This window comes from Rubrivivax gelatinosus (assembly GCF_016583785.1).
Classification (GTDB): domain Bacteria; phylum Pseudomonadota; class Gammaproteobacteria; order Burkholderiales; family Burkholderiaceae_C; genus Rubrivivax; species Rubrivivax gelatinosus_B.
This window is the reverse complement of record NZ_NRRU01000093.1, coordinates 1-20,057: the sequence shown is the minus strand read 5'-3', so window position 1 is coordinate 20,057 and position 20,057 is coordinate 1. Positions and strand designations below refer to the sequence as shown.

At 71.5% G+C, this 20,057-nt stretch carries 21 protein-coding genes; 11 read left to right on the top strand and 10 right to left on the bottom strand.

The window, feature by feature from the left end; genetic code table 11:
* From CKO43_RS20225 to CKO43_RS20215, 3 genes are all read right to left on the bottom strand, one after another.
* The coding region (locus CKO43_RS20225; RefSeq protein WP_431191967.1) for a TonB-dependent receptor plug domain-containing protein at positions 1-482 on the bottom strand (482 nt) is incomplete at its 3' end.
* A 133-nt stretch (positions 483-615) separates the two neighbouring features.
* A complete protein-coding gene (locus tag CKO43_RS20220; protein WP_200379747.1) occupies positions 616-1,002 on the bottom strand; it encodes a hypothetical protein in 387 nt (128 codons plus the stop codon).
* Positions 1,003-1,033: 31 nt separating this feature from the next.
* A complete protein-coding gene (locus tag CKO43_RS20215; protein WP_242477879.1) occupies positions 1,034-1,963 on the bottom strand; it encodes a LysR substrate-binding domain-containing protein in 930 nt (309 codons plus the stop codon).
* Between the two features lie 126 nt (positions 1,964-2,089).
* On the opposite strand from CKO43_RS20215, the gene CKO43_RS20210 reads away from it, so the two are divergent.
* Complete coding sequence (locus CKO43_RS20210) at positions 2,090-3,604, top strand: acetyl-CoA hydrolase/transferase family protein (protein ID WP_200227638.1); 1,515 nt, start codon at positions 2,090-2,092, stop codon at positions 3,602-3,604.
* A 13-nt stretch (positions 3,605-3,617) separates the two neighbouring features.
* Here CKO43_RS20210 and CKO43_RS20205 read toward each other — a convergent pair whose 3' ends face one another.
* Positions 3,618-4,625: a PDR/VanB family oxidoreductase gene (locus CKO43_RS20205; protein WP_200379746.1), complete on the bottom strand. Its 1,008-nt coding sequence runs from the start codon at positions 4,623-4,625 to the stop codon at positions 3,618-3,620.
* Positions 4,626-4,753: 128 nt separating this feature from the next.
* On the opposite strand from CKO43_RS20205, the gene CKO43_RS20200 reads away from it, so the two are divergent.
* The 4 genes from CKO43_RS20200 to CKO43_RS20185 all read left to right on the top strand — a co-directional run bounded on the left by CKO43_RS20200 (position 4,754) and on the right by CKO43_RS20185 (position 9,187).
* The gene (locus CKO43_RS20200) at positions 4,754-6,526 is read left to right on the top strand and encodes a S8 family serine peptidase (protein ID WP_200379745.1); all 1,773 of its coding nucleotides are present in this window, start codon (positions 4,754-4,756) and stop codon (positions 6,524-6,526) included.
* 148 nt (positions 6,527-6,674) lie between these two features.
* Positions 6,675-7,418, top strand: a complete 744-nt coding sequence (locus tag CKO43_RS20195) for an XDD4 family exosortase-dependent surface protein (RefSeq protein WP_200379744.1) — start codon at positions 6,675-6,677, stop codon at positions 7,416-7,418.
* Between the two features lie 173 nt (positions 7,419-7,591).
* On the top strand, positions 7,592-7,948 hold the full coding sequence (locus tag CKO43_RS20190; RefSeq protein ID WP_200379743.1) for an H-NS histone family protein: 357 nt from the start codon (positions 7,592-7,594) through the stop codon (positions 7,946-7,948).
* Between the two features lie 105 nt (positions 7,949-8,053).
* Complete coding sequence (locus CKO43_RS20185) at positions 8,054-9,187, top strand: aminotransferase class V-fold PLP-dependent enzyme (RefSeq protein ID WP_200379742.1); 1,134 nt, start codon at positions 8,054-8,056, stop codon at positions 9,185-9,187.
* Between the two features lie 106 nt (positions 9,188-9,293).
* On the opposite strand, the gene CKO43_RS20180 is transcribed toward CKO43_RS20185, so the two are convergent.
* Both CKO43_RS20180 and CKO43_RS20175 read right to left on the bottom strand, forming a co-directional pair.
* A complete protein-coding gene (locus tag CKO43_RS20180; RefSeq protein ID WP_200379741.1) occupies positions 9,294-9,950 on the bottom strand; it encodes a Fic family protein in 657 nt (218 codons plus the stop codon).
* On the bottom strand, positions 9,947-10,255 hold the full coding sequence (locus tag CKO43_RS20175) for a Fic/DOC family N-terminal domain-containing protein (RefSeq protein WP_200379740.1): 309 nt from the start codon (positions 10,253-10,255) through the stop codon (positions 9,947-9,949). The genes CKO43_RS20180 and CKO43_RS20175 overlap by 4 nt, the downstream gene beginning before the upstream one ends.
* Before the next feature lie 124 nt (positions 10,256-10,379).
* Between CKO43_RS20175 and CKO43_RS20170 the strand changes: the two genes are divergently transcribed.
* Both CKO43_RS20170 and CKO43_RS20165 read left to right on the top strand, forming a co-directional pair.
* Positions 10,380-10,871 carry a hypothetical protein gene (locus CKO43_RS20170; protein WP_200231977.1) on the top strand — a complete coding sequence of 164 codons (492 nt, stop codon included), beginning with the start codon at positions 10,380-10,382 and terminating at the stop codon, positions 10,869-10,871.
* Positions 10,872-10,923: 52 nt separating this feature from the next.
* Complete coding sequence (locus tag CKO43_RS20165) at positions 10,924-11,265, top strand: ArsC family reductase (protein ID WP_200231978.1); 342 nt, start codon at positions 10,924-10,926, stop codon at positions 11,263-11,265.
* Here CKO43_RS20165 and CKO43_RS20160 read toward each other — a convergent pair.
* Positions 11,262-12,353: a DNA alkylation repair protein gene (locus CKO43_RS20160; RefSeq protein ID WP_200379739.1), complete on the bottom strand. Its 1,092-nt coding sequence runs from the start codon at positions 12,351-12,353 to the stop codon at positions 11,262-11,264. The two genes, CKO43_RS20165 and CKO43_RS20160, sit on opposite strands and share 4 nt — an antisense overlap.
* 72 nt (positions 12,354-12,425) lie before the next feature.
* Between CKO43_RS20160 and CKO43_RS20155 the strand changes: the two genes are divergently transcribed.
* The 3 genes from CKO43_RS20155 (at position 12,426) to CKO43_RS20145 (ending at position 16,771) form a co-directional block, all read left to right on the top strand.
* Entirely contained in the window at positions 12,426-13,133 is a 708-nt protein-coding gene (locus CKO43_RS20155) for a riboflavin synthase subunit alpha (protein ID WP_200379738.1), read from the top strand.
* A 174-nt stretch (positions 13,134-13,307) separates the two neighbouring features.
* Positions 13,308-14,648: an argininosuccinate synthase gene (argG, locus tag CKO43_RS20150; protein ID WP_200231981.1), complete on the top strand. Its 1,341-nt coding sequence runs from the start codon at positions 13,308-13,310 to the stop codon at positions 14,646-14,648.
* A gap of 185 nt (positions 14,649-14,833) precedes the next feature.
* Positions 14,834-16,771, top strand: coding sequence for an acid phosphatase (locus CKO43_RS20145; protein ID WP_200379737.1), 1,938 nt, complete (start codon positions 14,834-14,836; stop codon positions 16,769-16,771).
* A 28-nt stretch (positions 16,772-16,799) separates the two neighbouring features.
* Here CKO43_RS20145 and CKO43_RS20140 read toward each other — a convergent pair whose 3' ends face one another.
* The 3 genes from CKO43_RS20140 to CKO43_RS20130 form a co-directional block, all read right to left on the bottom strand.
* The gene (locus CKO43_RS20140) at positions 16,800-17,246 is read right to left on the bottom strand and encodes a hypothetical protein (RefSeq protein ID WP_200231983.1); all 447 of its coding nucleotides are present in this window, start codon (positions 17,244-17,246) and stop codon (positions 16,800-16,802) included.
* Between the two features lie 149 nt (positions 17,247-17,395).
* Positions 17,396-17,707, bottom strand: a complete 312-nt coding sequence (locus CKO43_RS20135) for a c-type cytochrome (RefSeq protein ID WP_200379736.1) — start codon at positions 17,705-17,707, stop codon at positions 17,396-17,398.
* 2 nt (positions 17,708-17,709) lie between these two features.
* The gene (locus tag CKO43_RS20130) at positions 17,710-18,996 is read right to left on the bottom strand and encodes a PQQ-dependent sugar dehydrogenase (protein WP_200379735.1); all 1,287 of its coding nucleotides are present in this window, start codon (positions 18,994-18,996) and stop codon (positions 17,710-17,712) included.
* A gap of 214 nt (positions 18,997-19,210) precedes the next feature.
* Here CKO43_RS20130 and CKO43_RS20125 point away from each other — a divergent pair.
* A partial coding sequence (locus CKO43_RS20125) for a GAF domain-containing protein (protein ID WP_200379734.1) occupies positions 19,211-20,057 on the top strand: 847 nt, incomplete at its 3' end.

The window sequence follows — 20,057 nt, the reverse complement described above, 5'->3', positions numbered from 1 at the left end:
AGCGGGATGCGGTTGTCGAGCACGTTGACGACGCCGCCGACGGCGTTGCCGCCGTAGAGCAGCGCCGCCGGGCCGCGCAGCACTTCGATGCGCGTGGCCACCAGCGGGTCCAGCGGCACCGCGTGGTCGTAGCTCAGCGCCGAGGCGTCGATCGTCGCTCCCGAGTTGTCGAGCACGCGCAGGCGGTCGCCGTCCAGGCCGCGGATCACCGGCCGGCTGGCGTTCGGGCCGAAGCCGGTCTGCGACACGCCGGGCAGGCCGTCCAGGGTCTCGCCCAGCGTGCCGCCGCGGCGCGTGACGAGTTCGTCGCCGGCCAGCACCGAGACCGGCGAGGCGCTGCGTTCGCTGTGCAGCGGGTTGCCGGTGATGACGATGCGTTCGACGCCGTCGGGCTGGCTCTGGGCCAGGCTGGCCAGCGGCGCGCCGAGCAGCATCAGGCAGGCCAGCGCCAGCGGCGTGCGGGTGGGGGGAGTGGATTTCATCGCAGCAGTTTTCGAGGCGCGCGGCAGCACCGCACGCCGAGGTGACGTGAGCAGCCGCTTCGGCAACGGGGCCGATGCGGCAGGAGCAGGTTGGGGGCCGCCTGAGGCGGCAAGGCCTGAAGGCCGGGGCGGATCAGCCGCGCGGCGGCGGGCCGCGTGCGGCGTAGGGCGCGCCCTCGGCGACCGCCAGGCGCGCGGCATAGGGCAGCGCTTGCGGCGGGCAGGGCAGCAGGGCGGCCGTGACGACGGCGGCCGGCGGGATGGGCTCGGCGTGGCCGAGCTGGTCGTAGAGGCGGCAGTCGCCGCTGCCCTTGCCGTGGCCCGCGAACAGGGCCTGCAGGCCGCCGCGCGGGCCGTCGGCGGCAGCGGCGGCCACCGTCGCGGCGTTCGTGCCGCCGGCGTGCAGCACCGTGTGCGCCAGCCCCAGCCACTGCGCCGTCAGCAGCGCCAGCACGAGCGCGAACGCGGCCCCGATGCGCCGGGGAGCGGCAGCGGTCAGGGTGGTGCGGGCAGGGCGCATGCGCCGAGCATAACCAGCTACTGTGGCAGCTTCAGGTGTCGGGGTGCGAGGCTTCGATCAGCCACTGGCGGAACGCCGCGACCGCCGGCCGCTCCGCCGCCTGGCGCCGGCCGACCAGGCAGTAGGTGTAGGGCGAGGGGATCGCCAGCGGGAACGGCGCCAGCAGCGCGCCGCAGGCCAGGTGGCCGGCGACGATGGGCCGGGCCGCCAGCGCGATGCCCTGGCCGGCGAGCGCGGCCTCGATCGCCAGCACCGCGTTCGAGAAGTGCCGACCCGGGCCCCGTGCCTGCCGGTCCAGCCCGGCGGCTTGCAGCCAGCGCTGCCAGCCCCAGGCGTCGTTGCCGGCGTGGCTCAGCGTGTCGTCGTGGATCAGCAGGTGGCGGCAGACGTCGGCCGGCACGTCCAGCGGCCGCTCGCTGCTGGCCAGGCCGGGGGCGCACACCGGCAGGTAGTCGGGCGTCAGCAGCGCGTCGACGCGCCAGCCGGGATGGCGGCCGGTGCCGAAGACGACGGCGAGTTCGCCCGGCGCGCGCGCCAGCGCCGCCAGCGCTGCGCTGCCGCCTGCCGGGTCCACGGTCTCGGAGCTGCTGGCCAGGCGGACCTCGATGCCCGGGTGGCGGGCGTAGAAGTCGGGCAGCCGCGGCAGCAGCCAGTGGCTGGCCCAGGAGGGCGGCGCGGTGACGTTCAGCAGCTCGGCGGCGGCCGGCGTGCAGGCCAGCTCGACCGCGTCGGCGAGCTGCGCCAGGCCGTCCCGAACCTTGGGCAGCATCGCTTCGCCGCGTGCGCTCAGGCGCACCGCGCGGGTCAGGCGCTCGAACAGCAGGACGCCGAGTTCGGTCTCCAGGCTGCGGATCTGCTGGCTCACTGCAGCCGGCGTCACGTGCAGTTCCGCCGCCGCCTGCTTGAAGCTCAGGTGCCGGGCCGCGACCTCGAAGGTGCGCAGCAGTGCCAGCGGGGGCATGCGGCGGGTCATCGACGATTAAGTCCTGCTTGTGCGTCGAATCATAAATGCTTGTTTGCCGCCATGGGGCGCGGGCACTAAATTGCCGCGCTCGCGTAACCGCCTTGTAACTCGCCCGCCGCCCACATGACCCAAGCCGAAAGTCGCGTCCTCTGCCCCGCCTTGCGCAACCGGATCATGTCCGCCGACGCGGCCGCGGCCCTCATCCACAAGGGCGACAACGTCGGCATGAGCGGCTTCACCGGCGCCGGTTATCCGAAGGCGGTGCCGCAGGCGCTGGCGCGCCGCATCCAGCAGGCGAACGCCGACGGCGACCGCTTCAAGGTCGGCATCTGGACCGGCGCCTCGACCGCGCCCGAGCTCGACGGCGCGCTCGCCAGCGTCGCCGGCGTCGAGATGCGCCTGCCCTACCAGTCCGACCCGGTGTGCCGCCAGCGCATCAACGCCGGCGAGATGGAGTACATCGACATCCACCTCTCGCACGTGGCGCAGTTCGTCTGGTTCGGCTTCCTCGGCCACCTCGACGTCGCCGTCGTCGAGGTCACCGGCATCACCGAGGACGGGCGCCTGATCCCGTCGACCTCGATCGGCAACAACAAGACCTGGCTGGACGAGGCCGACAAGATCATCCTCGAGGTGAACTCGGCGCAGGACATGAACCTGCTGGGCATGCACGACATCTACTACGGCACCCAGCGCCCGCCGCTGCGCAAGCCGATCCCGCTGGTCGCACCCGGCGACCGCATCGGCGAGCCCACCTTCCGCGTCGATCTGGACAAGATCGTCGCCATCGTCGAAACCCATGCCGGCGACCGCAACACGCAGTTCAGCGCGCCCGACGAAAACTCGCGCCGCATCGCCGGCCACATCCTCGACTTCCTGCAGCAGGAGGTGAAGAAGGGCCGGCTGCCGCCGGAGCTGCTGCCGCTGCAGTCGGGCGTGGGCAACATCGCCAACGCGGTGATGGCCGGGCTGGCCGACGGCCCGTTCGAGAACCTGACGGCGTACACCGAGGTGCTGCAGGACGGCATGCTCGAGCTGTTGAAGAACGGCAAGCTGCAATTCGCGTCGGCCACCGCGGTGTCGCTGTCGACCGAGGCGCTGGCCGAGTTCCGCGGCAACCTGCCCTTCTACCGCGAGCGCATCCTGCTGCGCCCGCAGGAGATCAGCAACCACCCCGAGGTCATCCGCCGCCTGGGCATCATCGCGATGAACGGCATGATCGAGGCCGACATCTACGGCAACGTCAACTCGACCCACGTGATGGGCTCGCAGATCATGAACGGCATCGGCGGCTCGGGCGACTTCGCGCGCAACGCCTATCTGTCGATGTTCATGACGCCGTCCACCGCCAAGGGCGGCACCATCTCCTGCATCGTGCCGATGGTGCCGCACGTCGACCACACCGAACACGACGTGCAGGTGGTCGTCACCGAACAGGGCCTGGCCGACCTGCGCGGCCTGTCGCCCAAGCAGCGTGCCGAGACCATCATCGAGCGCTGCGCCCACCCCGACTTCAAGCCGGCGCTGCGCGACTACTACCGCCGCGCGCTCAAGGGCTCGCCGGGCCAGCACACGCCGCACCTGCTGGACGAAGCCTTCTCCTGGCACATCCGCGCGCTCGCCGGCCGCGGGATGTGAGCGCCGGGCAGCGCTAGAGGTCGAGTATCAGACGCGCGCCGCGGGCGCGCGAGACGCAGGGCATGAAGCCGCCGTGCTCGCGTTCGGCCGACGTCAGGAACACGTCCTTGTGTTCGGGCGCGCCGGCCAGCACCCGCGTCTGGCAGGTGCCGCAGACGCCCTGGCCGCAGGACAGCGGCACGACGACGCCGGCCGCCGCCAGCGCCTGCACGACGCTGTGGCCGCGCGCCACCGGCACGACCCGGCCGGTGCCGGCCAGCAGGACCTCGAAGTCGGCGTCGTGCGGCGCCACCGTCACTGCGGCGCCGAAATGCTGGCAGTGCAGTTGCCGGTCGTGCCAGCCGGCGGCCCGCGCCGCGCCCAGCACCCAGTTCATGAAACCCTGGGGCCCGCAGACGTAGAGCGCGCTGCCGGGCGGATGGGCATCGAGCACCGGGTCCAGCACCGCTGGCGCCGCCAGCGGCGCGTCCAGCAGATGCAGCCGCACGCGCGGCGCCCAGCTCGCGCATGCCATGCGCTCCAGGAAGGCCGCACGGGTGGCCGAGCGGGCGCAGTAGTGCAGCTCGAATGACGCGTCGGCCACCGCCAGGCGTTCGGCCATGCAGATCAGCGGCGCGATGCCGATGCCGCCCGCGACGAGCACGTGATGCGTGGCCGCCGGCACGAGCGCGAAGCGGCTGCGTGGCGGGCCGACGCGCAGCGTCTGGCCGACCGCGGCTTCGTCGTGCAGCCAGGCCGAGCCGCCGCGCGAGGCGGGGTCGCGCAGCACCGCAATGCAGTAGCGGCCGCTGTCCTCGGGCGCGTTGCACAGCGCGTACTGGCGCGTCAGCCCGTTGGGCAGGTGCAGCTCGACGTGGGCGCCGGCGGCGAAGGCGGGCAGCGTGCTGCCGTCGTCGGCGGCCAGGTCCAGCAGCACGACGTCGGCGCTTTCCTGGCGCCGCCGGGCGACGCGGACGCGGATCTCGGCACCGCGGGCGGCGGCAGGCAGCGCAGCGGCGTCGAATGCGGGGCGGGAGCTCATCGTGCCGGTGTGGCAAACACCGGGCCCGGACTTACCGATTGAAACCGCGCCAGGCTCAAGCGCCGCCCTGTAGGGTCGAAGCCGCAGAGGCAGCGCGATCTCTCCGCAACGATCAGAAGAAACACCACATGACATCTGTCCCGCACCCCGGCCTGCGCCACACCCTGACCGCCGTCGCGCTGGCGGCAGCCGCCTTCACCACGCTGCCGGCGCTGGCCGCGGCCGGCGAGGACGGCGCCGCGCGCCGCCTGCTGGTGATGCCGCGAGCCGGCCTGCCCGACGCCGACTTCCGCGCGCTGCTGGCGGTGCACGGCGGCCAGGCGCGCAAGATGGGGCAGAGCAGCCTGTACGTGGTCGACCTCGCCGCCGGCGTGTCCGGGCGTTCGGTGCAGTCGCGGCTGGCGCGCCACCGGCTGCTGAAGTTCGCCGAACTCGACCGCCGCATCGAGCCGGCCTACGCGGCCAACGACCCGTACCTGGGCAGCGAGTGGCACCTGACGACGATCTCCGCCCCGGCCGCATGGGACCTGTCGCAGGGCGCGGGCGTGACGATCGCGATCCTGGACAGCGGCGTCGACGGCACGCATCCTGACCTGGCCGCACGCATGGTTGCCGGCTGGAACTTCTACGACGGCAGCGCCGACACCAGCGACGCCAACGGTCACGGCACCGCCGTCGCCGGCGCGGCGGCCGCGACCAGCGACAACGCCACCGGCGTCGCCGCGGTCGCCGGCAAGGCCAGCCTGATGCCGGTGCGCATCGCCGACGCCAACGCGTACGCCTACTGGAGCACGGTCGCCCAGGGCCTGACCTGGGCCGCCGACCACGGCGCGCGTGTCGCCAACGTCAGCTACAACGGCGTCGCCGGCAGCTCCAGCATCGCCAGCGCGGCCAACTACATGCGCAGCAAGGGCGGGCTGGTCGTCGTCGCCGCCGGCAACGACGGCACCGACCCGGGCTATGCCGCGACCACGGCGATGATCCCGGTCGCCGCCACCGACGGTTCCGACCAGCGCGTCGGCTGGTCCAACTACGGCGCCTTCGTCGCCCTGGCCGCACCCGGAGCCAACATCTGGACGACCAACCGCGGCGGTGGCTACGCCGCCTGGAGCGGCACCTCGTTCTCGAGCCCGATCACCGCCGGCGTCGTCGCGCTGATGATGGCGCGACGCCCCGACCTGCCGAACACGACGATCGAGAGCCTGCTCTACGCCAGCGCCAAGGACCTGGGTGCGGCCGGCCGCGACAGCAACTTCGGCTGGGGCCGGGTCGACGCCGCGGCCGCGGTCAACGCCGCGGCCAACGCCGCCCCGGCCGCCGACACCACCGCGCCGGCGGTCGCGATCGGCGCCCCGGCGGCGGGCGCCTCGGTCTCGGGCACGGTCACGGTCGACGTCGCGGCCAGCGACGCCGTCGGCGTCGCCCGCGTCGAGCTGAGCGTCGGCGGCACGACCGTCGGCATCGACGGCGTCGCGCCCTATGCCTTCGCCTGGGACACGACCGGCGTCGCCAACGGCAGCAACACGCTGCAGGCCGTGGCCTATGACGCCGCCGGCAACCGCGCCGTCTCTTCCGCCGTCACGGTCAACGTCGCCAATGCCGTGACGACCCCGGTGGCCGACACGACGGCGCCCAAGGTGCTGCTGGTCAACCCGGTCGCCGGCAGCGTCAGCGGCACGGTGACGGTCAGCGTCAGCGCCAGCGACGACCGCGGTGCCGCCGGCATCAAGCACAAGCTCTACGTCGACGGCTCGCAGGTCGCCAGCGGCAGCGGCGCGACGCTGTCCTACGCCTGGAACACCAAGCGCGTGCGCGCCGGCAGCCATACGCTGAAGGTCGTCAGCACCGACGCTGCGGCCAACAGCGCTTCGGCTTCGGTGGTGGTGACGGTCGTGCGCTGAGCCGCGCAGGGGTGTCGGAACAGTTGACACCCTGACGCCGCTTCGCGCGCTCAGGCAAGGCCGGTGCCTGGCGTCAGCTTGTAGGAGCCTACCCTGGCTCGACGTTTGCTTTGGACGTGTTCAAACGTCACAAACGTCAGGGGGAAGCGTGAAGAAGAAACTGATCAGCCTGGTGTTCGCCTCGTTCGCCAGTCTCGGCGTGTCCGCGGCACCGGTCACGTTCGCCGGTTCGCAGAACCAGCTGGCGGCGACGGTCTCGTTCGAACTTGTCGGCAACCAGCTGCAGGTGGTGCTGTCGAACACCGGCGCCGCCGACGTTCGCACCGGCGAGCAGGTGTTGACGGCGGTGTTCTTCGACCTGGGTGCTGCGGTGTCGCTGCAGGCGATCTCGGCGCTGTCCGGCGCTGCCACCTACACGGGCACGAGCTTCGTCAGCGCCGCCGGCAGCAACGTCGGCGGCGAATGGGCGTACAAGACGGTTACGCAATATGGCGCCACGGCCGGGATCTCGAGTTCCAGTCTGGGCAGCGTCTTCGGCCAGGACGACCGCATCGACGTCAATTCCAATCTCGACGGTCCGTTGCGGCCCGACGGCCTGCAATACGGCATTACGACGGCCACCGACAACCGTGGCACTGGCGCCAGCGGTGTCGCCGGCAGCCCGCTGACCGCCGGCTCGGTGAGCTTCCTGTTCGACGTCGTCGGGGCGCTGGATCTCGATTCGATCTCCAAGGTGACCTTCCAGTACGGCATCGCGCTGGGTGAACCCAACTTCAGCGGCAAGCTGCAGGACGGCAGTGGCGGTGGCACGGTTCCCGAGCCTGCGAGCCTGGCATTGGCCGGCGCTGCGCTGCTCGGATTGGCCGCCACCCGGCGCCGCCGCCGCGGCTGAACGGCGGCCCGCCACCGACGAAGCCCGTCGACGCGGGCTTCGTTGTTTTCAGTCGGTGTTGCCCTAATGGCCGGCGCAATCGTCCTGAAACGGACTGAAATGCCGGTGATTGGCTGCCCGCATTCCGCCCCTAGAATGTTCTTCCAGTTCATTCTTGCGAGGAGCGGAATCCAATGGCGACCTACGCGCAATTGCAGCAGCAGATCATGTTGCTCGAGGCCGAAGCGCAGAAATTGAAGCGCAGCGAACGCGCGGAAGTCGTGGCGCGTCTGCGCGCCGATATCGCGGCCTGGGAACTGACGCCGCAGGAACTGTTCGGCCGTGCCGCGCGCCGGGTCGTGCCCGCCGAGGAAGCACGCTTTCGCGATGCCTCGGGCCGTGTCTGGGGTGGCCGCGGGCCGCGGCCGCGCTGGCTGCGCGAGGCGCTGGCGGCCGGCGCCCGGCTGGAAGACTTCCGCGTCGGTGCCGAGCCCGTGGCCGAGAAGCCGGCGGCGCCGAAGAAGAGCAGCCGCGGCACCCAGCCGCGCTGAGCGGCGCAGCGCGCGGCTGACGCCGCGCACCCGGGAGGGCGGCGGGGCGGTGCTAAGCTGCCCCGTCTTCGTTTTTGGGGCGCCTGCTGCGCCAAGGAAGTTGCCATGCCCGGACTGCTGCCCGACCTCGACCCCGACGGCCTGCTCGAGTACTCGGTCGTCTTCACCGACCGCGCCGTCAACCACATGTCGCAGAAGTTCCAGCGCGTGATGCGCGACCTGTCGGCGACGCTGAAAGAGGTCTACGGCGCGCACGCCGTCGCCATCGTGCCCGGCAGCGGCACCTTCGGCATGGAAGCGGTGGCGCGCCAGTTCGCCACCGGGCGCAAGGCGCTGGTCATCCGCAACGGCTGGTTCAGCTACCGCTGGACGCAGATCTTCGAGATGGGCGCGATCCCCGCCGAACACGCGGTGCTGAAGGCCCGCCCGGTGGCAGAAGGCGCCAGACAGCCGTTCGCGCCGGCGCCGATCGCCGAGGTGGTGGCGACGATCCGCGCCCAGCGCCCCGACGTCGTCTTCGCGCCGCACGTCGAGACGGCCGCCGGCATCCTGCTGCCCGACGACTATCTGAAGGCGGTCGCCGATGCGGTGCATGAAGTCGGCGGCCTGTTCGTGCTCGACTGCATCGCCTCGGGCGCCGCCTGGGTGGACATGCGCGCCACCGGCGTCGACCTCCTGATCAGCGCGCCGCAGAAGGGCTGGAGCGGCTCGCCCTGCTGCGCTTTCGTGATGTTCAGCGAGCGTGCGCGCGAGGCGATCGGCGCCACCACCAGCACCAGCTTCGCCGCCGACCTGAAGAAGTGGCTGCAGATCGTCGACGCCTACGAGGCTGGTGGCCACGCCTACCACGCGACGATGCCGACCGACGCGCTGACGCGCACGCGCGACGTGATGCTCGAGACGCGCGAGATCGGCTTCGCCAGGCTGCGCGACGCCCAGTTCGAACTCGGCCGCCGCGTGCGCGCGCTGCTGGCCGCGCGCGGCCTGCCCAGCGTCGCCGCGCCGGGCTTCGAAGCCCCGGGCGTGGTCGTCGCCTATACCGACGACGACGGCATCCAGTCCGGCAAGGCCTTCGTCGCCCAGGGGCTGCAGACCGCTTCGGGCGTGCCGCTGATGTGCGACGAGCCGGCGGGTTTCAAGACCTTCCGCATCGGCCTGTTCGGGCTGGACAAGCTGCTCGACGTCGACGCCGCGGTGGCGCGGCTGACCAAGGCGCTGGACACGGTCAAGCCGGCCTGAGGTCGGGCGGCCGTGTGCCGCAACGCCGGTCGGGCCGAGGCCCGGCCGATGGTCCTTCTTGTCTCTTTCCCAGTGGCGATAGCTAGTTAATCGAAAGCCGTTTCGTTTAACTAGTGAACAGCTTGAGATAACGATCGAAGACGTAGATCCGGTCTCTCATCTGTCCCGTCGCCTCGGTCAGCAGACCCCGTGTCCGCAGGTCACGCAGCAGTGCTTGTGCCGTCGGCGCCGAGACCGCCAACTCCTCGCGCAGGCCGGCTGCCGTGATGACCGGCCGGCGGTACAGCACCGCCAGCGCCGCCCGTGCGTTCGGCACGCGCTTGCCCAACGTGGCGATGCGCTCGTCGGCTTCGTGCCGCTCGAAGTAATCCGAGAGGTACAGCGACGGTTTGGCGAGTATCCCGTGACTCAACAGGTAAAGCGGCACCAGCAGCCGTCCGATGCGGCCGTTGCCGTCCAGGAACGGGTGGATCGTCTCGAACTGGTAGTGGCTGATCGCGATGCGGATCAGATGCGGGACGTCGACCGAGTTGTTGTGCCGGAAGGCTTCGAGGTCACCCATCAGCGCGGGTACGCCTTCGTGCGCCGGCGGTATGAACGCCGCGTCGGCGAGGTTGGATCCGCCGATCCAGTTCTGGCTTCGCTGGAACTCGCCCGGCTGCTTGTGCTCGCCACGAACGCCCAGCATGAGACGCGCGTGCGCGCCGCACAGCAGACGGTTGGATAACGGCAGGCGTTCCAGTTCGCCGATCGCCTGGTTCATCGCCGCGACATAGTTGCGCACCTCGCGCCAGTCGTCGCGCTTCTCTCTTCGATCCCGGTCTGGGTGCCTTCGATGCGGCTGGAGGTCTGCGCCTCCTTCACCAAGTACATCTCGATGAAGAGGTCGATGTCCGGGACGATCAGCGAGAAGGCGTTGAGTTCGCCGAGCGCACGGTTGGCCTGTTCCAGCAGGACGTGCACACGTGCGTCTTCCCATGTCCAGTCGTGGTTGACCAGCACCGGCTCGAAGCTCTTGTACTGGTAGCGCGGCATCCAGCGACCGGCTTTGAAAGACTCGAGCTTCATCGGTGGCGCGGGCAGCGGGTGGGGCCCAGTTTAGCCACCAGTAGCCGCGCGCCCGATGCTCCGGCTGCCAGTTGCACCCGCTCCTGAGCGTAAGCTAGGCGCACCGGTTGCCCGCTTGCCTGCCATGCGCCACACCCTCGCCCTGATCCTCGTCGCCGCCGCCCTCTCGGGCTGCGCGGCGATGAAACCGCCCCAGCCCGGCTGGAGCGAACAGCAGACCCTCGCCCACTGGGGCGCGCCGACCTCGCGCTACGCCATGCCCGACGGCGTGACGCGGCTCGAATACGCCACCGGACCGTTCGGCCAGAGCACCTGGATGATCGACGTCGACGCCGCCGGCCGCGTCATCGCCGCCCAGCAGGTGCTGACCGAAGACAAGCTGCGCGCCGTACAGGGGCGCCTGCCCGGCATGTCGCGCGACGAGCTGCTGCGCACGCTGGGCCGCCCGGGTGAACGCCGCGGCGGCGGCTGGCAGGGCGGCGAGGTCTGGTCCTGGCGCTACCAGACCCACGAATGCTGGTGGTTCCAGATCTCGATCGGCGACGACGGCATCGTGCGCGACGGCGCCTTCGGGCCCGACTGGCGCTGCGAGCGGCCCTTCGATCCGCGAAACTGAGGGCTTCGCCACCCGTTCCCGGCCGTCGCCCGCCGCGCGGCCGCTGCGCCCCATGATCGTCTACGGCATCCCGAACTGCGACACCGTCAAACGCGCCCGTGCCTGGCTCGCCGAACACGGCCGCGACTACAGCTTCCACGACTTCAAGAAGGCCGGCGTGCCCGAGGCCAGGCTCGACGCCTGGGTCGCCGCGCTTGGCTGGGAGCCGCTGGTCAACCGCCAGGGCACGACCTGGCGCAAGCTCGACGAAGCGCTGCGAAACAGCGTCACCGACGCCGCCTCGGCGCGCGCGCTGATGCTGGCCCAGGCCAGCGTCATCAAGCGCCCGGTCGTCGAATGGGACGACGGCCGCATCAGCGTGGGTTTCGACGCCGCGCGCTGGGCTGGCTTCTAGAGCGCCAGCTCGAACTCCGCGCCGGCGACGACGCTGCCGTTGACCTGGATGTCGACGCGGTGCGCGCCGGCGAAGTAGCGCCTCGTCGTCACCGGCTTCATCGAGTGGCGCCGGGCCAGCGTCACGCTCGCGCCCGGCGCCAGTTCCAGCTTCCAGCCCTTGAACACCTTGGCCGTGCGCCGGCCGTCGGCCTTGACGTGGTGCACCCGGTAGTCGACGACCAAGCGCTGCGGCGTGGACGCGCGGCTGGCGAGCGTCAACGACAACGAGAGCGTTTCGCCGACCGCGAGCCGGGACGGCGCCAGCAGCAGCACCGCGTCGCCCTCGAATGCGCTGCCGTGGCCCCAGAGCGCGAGCATCGCGGCGTCGCCCTTCTTCACCAGCGTGCGGCTGGCGTGGCGAAGCAGCGCCAGGCGTTCGGCGCCGGCGCCGGGCAAGTGCTCGCGCACCCAGTCGACGACGAGGGCCGGGTGGTCCTTGGCGATGTCGTTCAGGTGGTTGGCGACGCTGCGGCGCACGAACTCGCTCGGGTCGTCCTGCAGCCGGCGCAGCAGCGGCAGGTTGGGCGCCGGGTCGGCGACCAGCGCCGTCAGCCGCTGGCCCCAGGGCAGGCGCGGGCGCGTGCCTTCGCTCGCCAGTCGGCGCACGTTTTCGTCCGGGTCCTCGGCCCAGCGCGAGAGCGTCGTGTAGACCAGCGCCGGGTGCTCAACGATGAAGGGCCGGATCGCGAACTCGGCGGTGAAACGCTGCGTCAGCAGCCGCAGCGTCGCCAGCGCACGTTCGGGCGTGGCCAGCCCGCGGCGCGCGACGAACTCGCCCACGGGCCACAGCGCCCAGCTCGCCAGACCGTCGTCACCGGCCATCGCCGCGTCCAGCCGGTCGGCGGCGGCGGCGAAGTCGGCCGGCAGCGTCGCTTCGAGCGCGGCGCACAGCTGCAGCGTGCGCGCCTTCAGCTCCAGCGCCTCGAGCCCGGCGCTGGCCTGATGCACGAAAGCGGCGGCATCGAAACCCGGGCCGGCGGCGGCCAGCCGTGCGGCCATGCGCTCGACCAGGGCGCGGTCGATGAAGTTCTTGAACGGTTCAGCCATCGGGCGCAGACGATAACGCGCAGCGCCGTGCGCTAAGCTTCGCGGCTTCGCCGCCGCCTCCCACCAGCACCCATGTTCACCGGCATCGTCCAAGGCATCGCCACCGTCGCCACCGTCACCGACCGGCCCGGCCTGCGCAGCTTCACGCTGCGGTTTCCGACCGGCTTCGCCGACGGCCTGGCGATCGGCGCCAGCGTCGCCGTCGACGGCGTCTGCCTGACCGTCACCGAACTCGTCGGTGCCGACGCCGCGCGCTTCGACGTCATGCAGCAGAGCCTGTCGCTGACGACGCTGGGCACGCTGGCCGAAGGCAGCCGCGTCAACGCCGAACGCGCCGCACGCGACGGCGCCGAGATCGGCGGCCACCCGCTATCGGGCCACGTCGACTTCACCGCCACGGTGGCCGAGGTGCGCACGCCCGAGAACAACCACGTGTTGCGCATCGCCGTGCCGGCGCCGTGGATGCGCTACGTCTTCCCCAAGGGCTACATCGCCGTCAACGGCGCCAGCCTGACGGTGGCCGAGGCCGACCGCGAGGCCGGCTGGTTCGAGGTCTGGCTGATCCCCGAGACGCTGCGCCAGACGACCTTCGGCGACAAGGCGCCGGGCGCCGTGCTGAACGTCGAGATCGAGCGTGCGACCCAGGTCTTCGTCGACACCGTGCGCGCGACGCTGGAAGAGCGCCTGGGGCCGCTGCTGCCGGCGCTGGAGTCGCTGCTGCGCGAACGCGGCCTGAACCCCGAAGCACTGGCCGGCGGCGCACCCAGGCTGCCCCGCTGAGGCTGGAAGCGGGACGCCGGGAGGCGTCCTGCGCCTGCCGAAGGCCCGAGCGCGATTTCATGCGCGAGGGCCGAGGCGGCCGAAGCCGGCGCGAACCTTGCGACAATCGCGGGTCGCCCGGCCGGCCCGCGCCGCCGCCGCGCCCCGTTTTCCCCGCCCATCCGAGCCCGCATCATGTCTGCCACGATCCTCCAAAACCTGCCCGTCGGCGAGCGCGTCGGCATCGCCTTCTCCGGCGGCCTGGACACCAGCGCCGCCGTGCACTGGATGCGCGCCAAGGGCGCCGTGCCCTGCGCCTACACAGCCAACCTCGGCCAGCCCGACGAGAGCGACTACGACGCGATCCCGAAAAAGGCGCTCGAGTACGGCGCCGAGACCGCGCGCCTGGTCGACTGCCGCGCGCTGCTGGTGGCCGAAGGCATCGCCGCGATCCAGTGCTCGGCCTTCCACATCAGCACCGGCGGCGCGACCTACTTCAACACCACGCCGCTGGGCCGTGCCGTCACCGGCACCGCGCTCGTCGTCGCGATGAAGGAGGACGCGGTCAACATCTGGGGCGACGGCAGCACCTACAAGGGCAACGACATCGAGCGCTTCTACCGCTACGGGCTGCTCGCCAACCCGGCGCTGCGCATCTACAAGCCCTGGCTGGACCAGCAGTTCATCGACGAACTCGGCGGCCGCAAGGAGATGAGCGAATACCTCGTCGCCAACGGCTTCGACTACAAGATGAGCGTCGAGAAAGCCTACAGCACCGACAGCAACATGCTGGGCGCGACGCACGAGGCCAAGGACCTGGAGTTCCTGAACAAGGGCCTGACGATCGTGAACCCGATCATGGGCGTGGCCTTCTGGCGCGAGGACGTCGAGGTCAAGGCCGAGACCGTCAGCGTGCGTTTCGAGGAAGGCGTGCCGGTGGCGATCAACGGCCGCACGTTCGCCAACGCGGTCGAGCTGTTCGAGGAAGCCAACCGCATCGGCGGCCGCCACGGCCTGGGCATGTGCGACCAGATCGAGAACCGCATCATCGAAGCCAAGAGCCGCGGCATCTACGAAGCCCCGGGCATGGCGCTGCTGCACATCGCCTACGAGCGCCTGGTCACGGGCATCCACAACGAAGACACGATCGAGCAGTACCGCCTGAACGGCCGCCGCCTGGGCCGGCTGCTCTACCAGGGCCGCTGGTTCGACCCGCAGTGCATGATGCTGCGCGACACCGCGCAGCGCTGGGTGGCACGCGCGATCACCGGCGAGGTCTGGATCGAGCTGCGCCGCGGCAACGACTGGTCGCTGCAGGACACGCAGAGCAGCAACCTGACCTACAAGCCCGAGCGCCTGTCGATGGAGAAGGTCGAGGACGCGGCCTTCACGCCGGCCGACCGCATCGGCCAGCTGACGATGCGCAACCTGGACATCGTCGACACGCGCGACAAGCTGGGCATCTACAGCCGCACCGGGCTGCTGGGCCGCCCCGACAGCAGCATCGGCCTGATCACCGGGCCGCAGCCCGACTGAAGCCGCACCCACGACGCGCACGAGCCGGCCCGCGTGGCCGGCTTTTTGTTGCGCGCCACTCTTTAGTGGCTGTGCATGACAGGCGTGAGGCGGCCCCGCGCCCGGCTCGGGTGCACCCCCCAGGACACCGGGGTGTCACGGTCGCTTCATAGCGTCGCGGGGTTTTGCCACCCCGACTGGAAACCATGTCCGCCTCGCCGCTTCTTCATCGCCGCCATGCCCTGGCCCTGGCCGCCGCGCTCGCCCTGTCGCTGGGCCTGGGCGCCTGCGGCGGGTCCTCGTCCTCGCCGGACACGCCGGCCGCGCCGGCCGGCCTGGGCCAGGCCGAGACCGCGCCGGTGGCCGACGAAAGCAGCGTCCTGCCCTTCGTCGACTACGCCGCCACCAATGTGCGCGGCGACGGCTGCCACGCGACGCTGGCGACCAACGCCGGCGTGCGTGTGCTCCAGGGCATGCTGGATCTGTGGACCCCGGCGACGCTGCTGGTCGACGCCGGCGTCACCGCCGCCGCCACCGCCGACTGCCCGGCCATCGACGCCTACACCGGCAACGGCATGGACGGCACGGCGCGCAACGCCGCGGTGCTCGACGCCAACGTCGCCTACGCCGCCACCGTGACCACGGCGCGCACCGAGGCACAGGCCGAGGCCGCCTACTACGACGACCGCCGCGGCAAGGGCTACAGCGTCACCGACGGCCTGGGCCCGCTGACCGCCGCCTGGCGCAGCGCCGCGCAGCAGACGACGACGATCACCAGCATCCCGGCCGACGCCACCAGCCAGAAGTACGACGACGGCGGCAACAACACCGGCGTCGGCAGCAGCGGCGGCAACACCGGCTTCGGCAGCGTCGTCGACTTCGTCAACAACGTCGGCACCAACGCCTCCACCGAGCCTGCCAAACGCTTCTACAAGTACGCCCGCCCGTGGCGCTGGAGCAGCAGCGTCGTCGTCGCGCCGACCCTGGTGCCGGCCAAGGGCAGCCCCGCCTACACCGACGGCGGCTTCCCCAGCGGCCACACCGCCGAGGCGGTGCGCGACGCGCTGGCGATGGCCTACGTGATGCCCGAACGGTTCCAGGAGCTGGTGGCGCGGGCGCTGGAGCTGGGCGACAACCGCATCCTGGCCGGCATGCACTCGCCGCTGGACGTGATCGGCGGGCGCATCCTGGGCCAGGCCTCGGCCGTCGGCAACCTGTACGCGGCCACGCCCGAGACGCGTGCCGCCGCCTACCGGCAGGCGCACACGGCGCTGATGGCGGCCACCGGCAGCAGCGACTGGAACGCCTTCTACGCCTACGCGCACTCGGGCAGCGGTGACCGCTTCGCCGACAGCGCGGCAGTCAAGGCCGCGGCGATCAAGCGCCTGACCTACGACTTCGCCGCCATCGCCACCACCGGCAAGACGGCACAGGTGCCCAAGGGTGCCGAGGTACTGCTGGAGACCCGCCTGCCCTACCTCAGCGCCGAGCAGCGCCGCGTCGTGCTCAAGACCACCGCGATCGGCTCGGGCTACCCGGCGCTCGACGACGCCGAAGGCTACGGCCGCCTGAACCTGGTCGCCGCGGCCGACGGCTACGGCGCCTTCAACGGCGACGTCGCCGTGACGATGGACGCCGCGCTCGGCGGTTTCAACGCCGCCGACACCTGGAAAAACGACATCGCCGGCGCCGGCCTGCTGAGCAAGGACGGCAGCGGCAGCCTGACGCTGGCCGGCGCCAACCGCTACAGCGGCGGCACCCTGCTGAAGGCCGGCACGCTGGTGGCCGGCTCGGCCGGCGCCTTCGGCAGCGGCGACGTCTACGCCAGCGGCGGCACGCTGCGCGCCGCGCAGGCCGGCACGCTGCAGCTCGGCGGCAAGCTGACGCTGCTGTCGGGCAGCACGCTGCAGCTGGCGCTGGGCGGCGCCGGCCAGGGCCGTGTCGCGGTCGCGGACCGGCTGACGCTGGACGGCGCCACGCTCGAGCTGAGCTTTGCCAGCGGCTTCAAGCCGGCTGTCGGCGACACGCTGGTGCTGCTGAGTGTCGGCAAGGTCCAGGGCCGCTTCGACCGCGTCAGCATCGCCGGCGCCACCGGCGAGCTGCGCTACGAGGACGGCCGCGTGCTGCTGAAGATCACCGGCTGACGCTCCCCGCCGGCCGGCGCGAGCCGCCTCAGTCGCTCGCCGGCCGGCCCATGATCTGCACGTCCAGGCGCGGCTCGGCCAGCTTCTGGTCGATGCGGCTCTCGACGAAGATGTGCCGGGGGTCGACGCCGCGTTCGGCGAGGAAACGTTTGACCGAGTCGAGCCGGCCCGGCGTCAGCGCGCGCTCGTCGCGGTTGCTGCCGTCGATCTTCCACGGGCCGGTGGGCACCAGCAGCGCCACCTCGACCTGCAGCCCGAGCGCGTCCAGCACCAGTTCGGCCAGCTGCTGGCGCCCCGAGGCGGAGAGCCTGTCGCCTTCGAACAGCCCGCGCGCCGGGAGCGACGCGGTCTGCGCCTTCACCTCGCTCTTCTGCGTGCTGGGCACCAGCGGGGGGACGGGCTGGTCGCCCGGTGCCGACATCGCGGCGCCTGCGGCCAGGCACAGCGCGGCCAGGGGGAAGCGGGGGGCATGCATCGCGACGCTCTCTCGGTAGGTGTTGCGCTGCATTCTGCCCGCGGCGCGTGCCTGCGGTGCAAGCCACAGTGCTTTCGTTGCCGCGCCGCTTGCGCATCGTTGCACGCGACACAGCAGGCGGCCCGCCGGCCGGCGGGCCGCCGCCGCTGTCAGCGCCCCTGCGCGTCGACGCGGATCGACGCGAACCAGGCCGCCAGGTTCTCGATGTCGCTGTCGGACAGCGGCCTGGCGATGACGTTCATCACCGGGTGCTGGCGCTGGCCGTTGCGGTAGTGGCGCAGCTGGGTCTCGAGATAGGCCGCGGGCTGGCCGGCGAGGTGGGGCGCCTCGGGGTGCACCGCCACGCCCATAGTCCCGTGGCAGACGCTGCAGGCCTGCGCCTTCAGCCGCCCGGCGGCGCTGTCCTGCGCCAGTGCCGGGCCGGTGCCCACCAGTGCCAGGCTGAGCAGCCAGTTCAGCATCGTCAAGGCGCCTGGTAGCTGATGCGGTAGACGGCGCCGGCGAAGTCGTCGCTCACCAGCAGCGAGCCGTCCTTCATCACCGCCACGTCCACCGGCCGCCCGCGGTAGATGCCGTTGGCGTCGAGCCAGCCCTCGGCGAAGACCTCGGTCTTGTCGGCGCTGCCGTCGGGCTTCAGCGAGGTGAAGAGCACACGCGCACCGATCGGCTTGGTACGGTTCCAGGAGCCGTGCTGGGCCGAGAAGAAGCCGCCGCGGTACTTCTCCGGGAAGGCCTTGCCGGTATAGAAGGCCATGCCCAGGTCGGCCGCATGCGCCTCGGTATAGACCTGCGGGTCGGTGATGTTGGGCGGCAGCGGGTCCTTGTCGTAGCCGAACTCGGTGATGCGGGTGCGGCCCTGGCGCCACGGATAGCCGAAGAACTGGCCCGCCCGGGTCGCGCGGTTGATCTCGCCGGCGGGGATGTCGTCGCCCATGCCGTCGGTCTGGTTGTCGGTGAACCAGAGGCTGCCGTCCTGCGGGTTGAAGTCCATGCCGACCGAGTTGCGCACGCCGGTGGCGAAGACCTCGCGTTTGCTGCCGTCGAAGGCGTTCATGCGCACGATGCCGCCTATGCCCCACTGGCGGTACAGGTCGAGCTTGTCGCGCGCCGGCACGTTGAAGGGCTGGCCCAGCGTCACGTAGAGCTGGCCGTCGGGGCCGATGCGGCAGGTGCGCGCGCCGTGGTTGAAGCTCTCCTCCTCGGGCGGCACCAGCTTGCCCTGGCCGACGACCTCGATCACGGCGACGTCCGGGCCTTCGTAGAAGAACTCGGCGGCCGGGAAGTTGAGCACCCGGTTGTGCTCGGCGACGATCAGGAAGCCGTCCTTGGTCCAGCAGACGCCGTTCGGGTTGTGGAACTTCAGGCTCGGCGCGAAGGACTTCACCTCGTCGGCGACACCGTCGCTGTTGCGGTCGGTGACGGCCCAGACCGAGGTCTTGCGCGTGCCGACGAAGAGCATGTTGGTGCTTGGCGCCACCGCCATGTGGCGCGCGTCGGGCACGACGGCGAACAGGTCGATCGTGAAGCCCGGCGGCAGCTTGATGCTCTTGAGGTTCTGGCGGATGGCGTCGGCGTTGCGCCCGGTCTGCGCCACCTGCGGGATGTTGAGGTCGGTGGTCGCGACCTTGAACTGCTTGAGCTTGTCGATGTTGGTCTGCGCTGGTGCCGGTGGCGCGGCCGCGGCAAGCGCGGCGGCGACGAAGGCGGGGGCGCAGATCAGACGCAGCGGCTGCATCCGGTTTCGGGGCATGGCGGTCTCCTCTCGTGTTCTCCAATGGACGTTGCGCATTCGATGGCGCAAGGTCCGGCGTCTGCAACCGCCGTTCCACCGGGGAATCACCCGCATGCCGCCACCGTCCGTACGAGGTGGCGGCTGCGCACCCGGTTGTGCCGCGGCTGGACACCGTGCGCGGCCGGTGTCCAGAAACGAAACAGCCGGCCCCTCAGCCGGCAGGAGGAGCGAGATGGACCTGGACCTGGCAGCGGCCGACCCCGGCCTGCGCGCCCGCGCCGCCGCGTTCGGCGCCGACGGCGCACCCGATGCGCTGATCCTGCAGAGCTGGGCGCGCTGCGCCGCCGCCGGGCTGGATGCCGCGGCGCCGGTGCTCGTGCCGGTGGTCGACGGCGGCGAGCTGGCGCGCCGGCGCGAAGCCGCCGGCGTCGTGCGCCGGCTGGCGCTGGCGCAGATGGAGGCGCTGGTGCCGCAGATCGCCGGCTCCAACTTCCTGCTCGCTTTCGCCGACACCGACGGCGTCATCCTCGACCTGCGCACCGACTCGCGCTTTCGCATGAACGACGGCGACGGCATCGTCGCCGGCAGCCGCTGGCGCGAAGGCGACGCCGGCACCAACGGCCTGGGCACGGCGCTGGCGGCGGGGCAGGCGGTGGCCGTCACCGGCGGTGAGCATTTCTTCGAGCGCCTGGGCGGCATCTCCTGCACCGCGGCACCGGTGCACGACGCCGACGGTACGCTGGTCGGCGTGCTCGACGCCTCGTCCTACGTCGCGGCGCGCCAGCGCCACACGCTGGCGCTGGTGCGCATCGCCGCGACGCAGCTCGAGAACGCGCTGCTGCGCCAGCGCATGCAGGGCCGCTGGATCGTCGCGTTGGCGACGCGGCCCGAGTTCCTGGGCACTGCCAACGAAGGCCTGCTCGCCTTCGACGACGATGGCCGGCTGCTGGCCGCCAACGCACGCGCCGCGACGCTGCTGCAGGGCAGCCCGGCGCAGCGCGGCGCCAGCTGCGAAGCCTTGTTCGGCGAACGCTGGGAGTTGCTGGCGGCGCGCTGCGCCGGGCTGCCCTGCAGCAGCG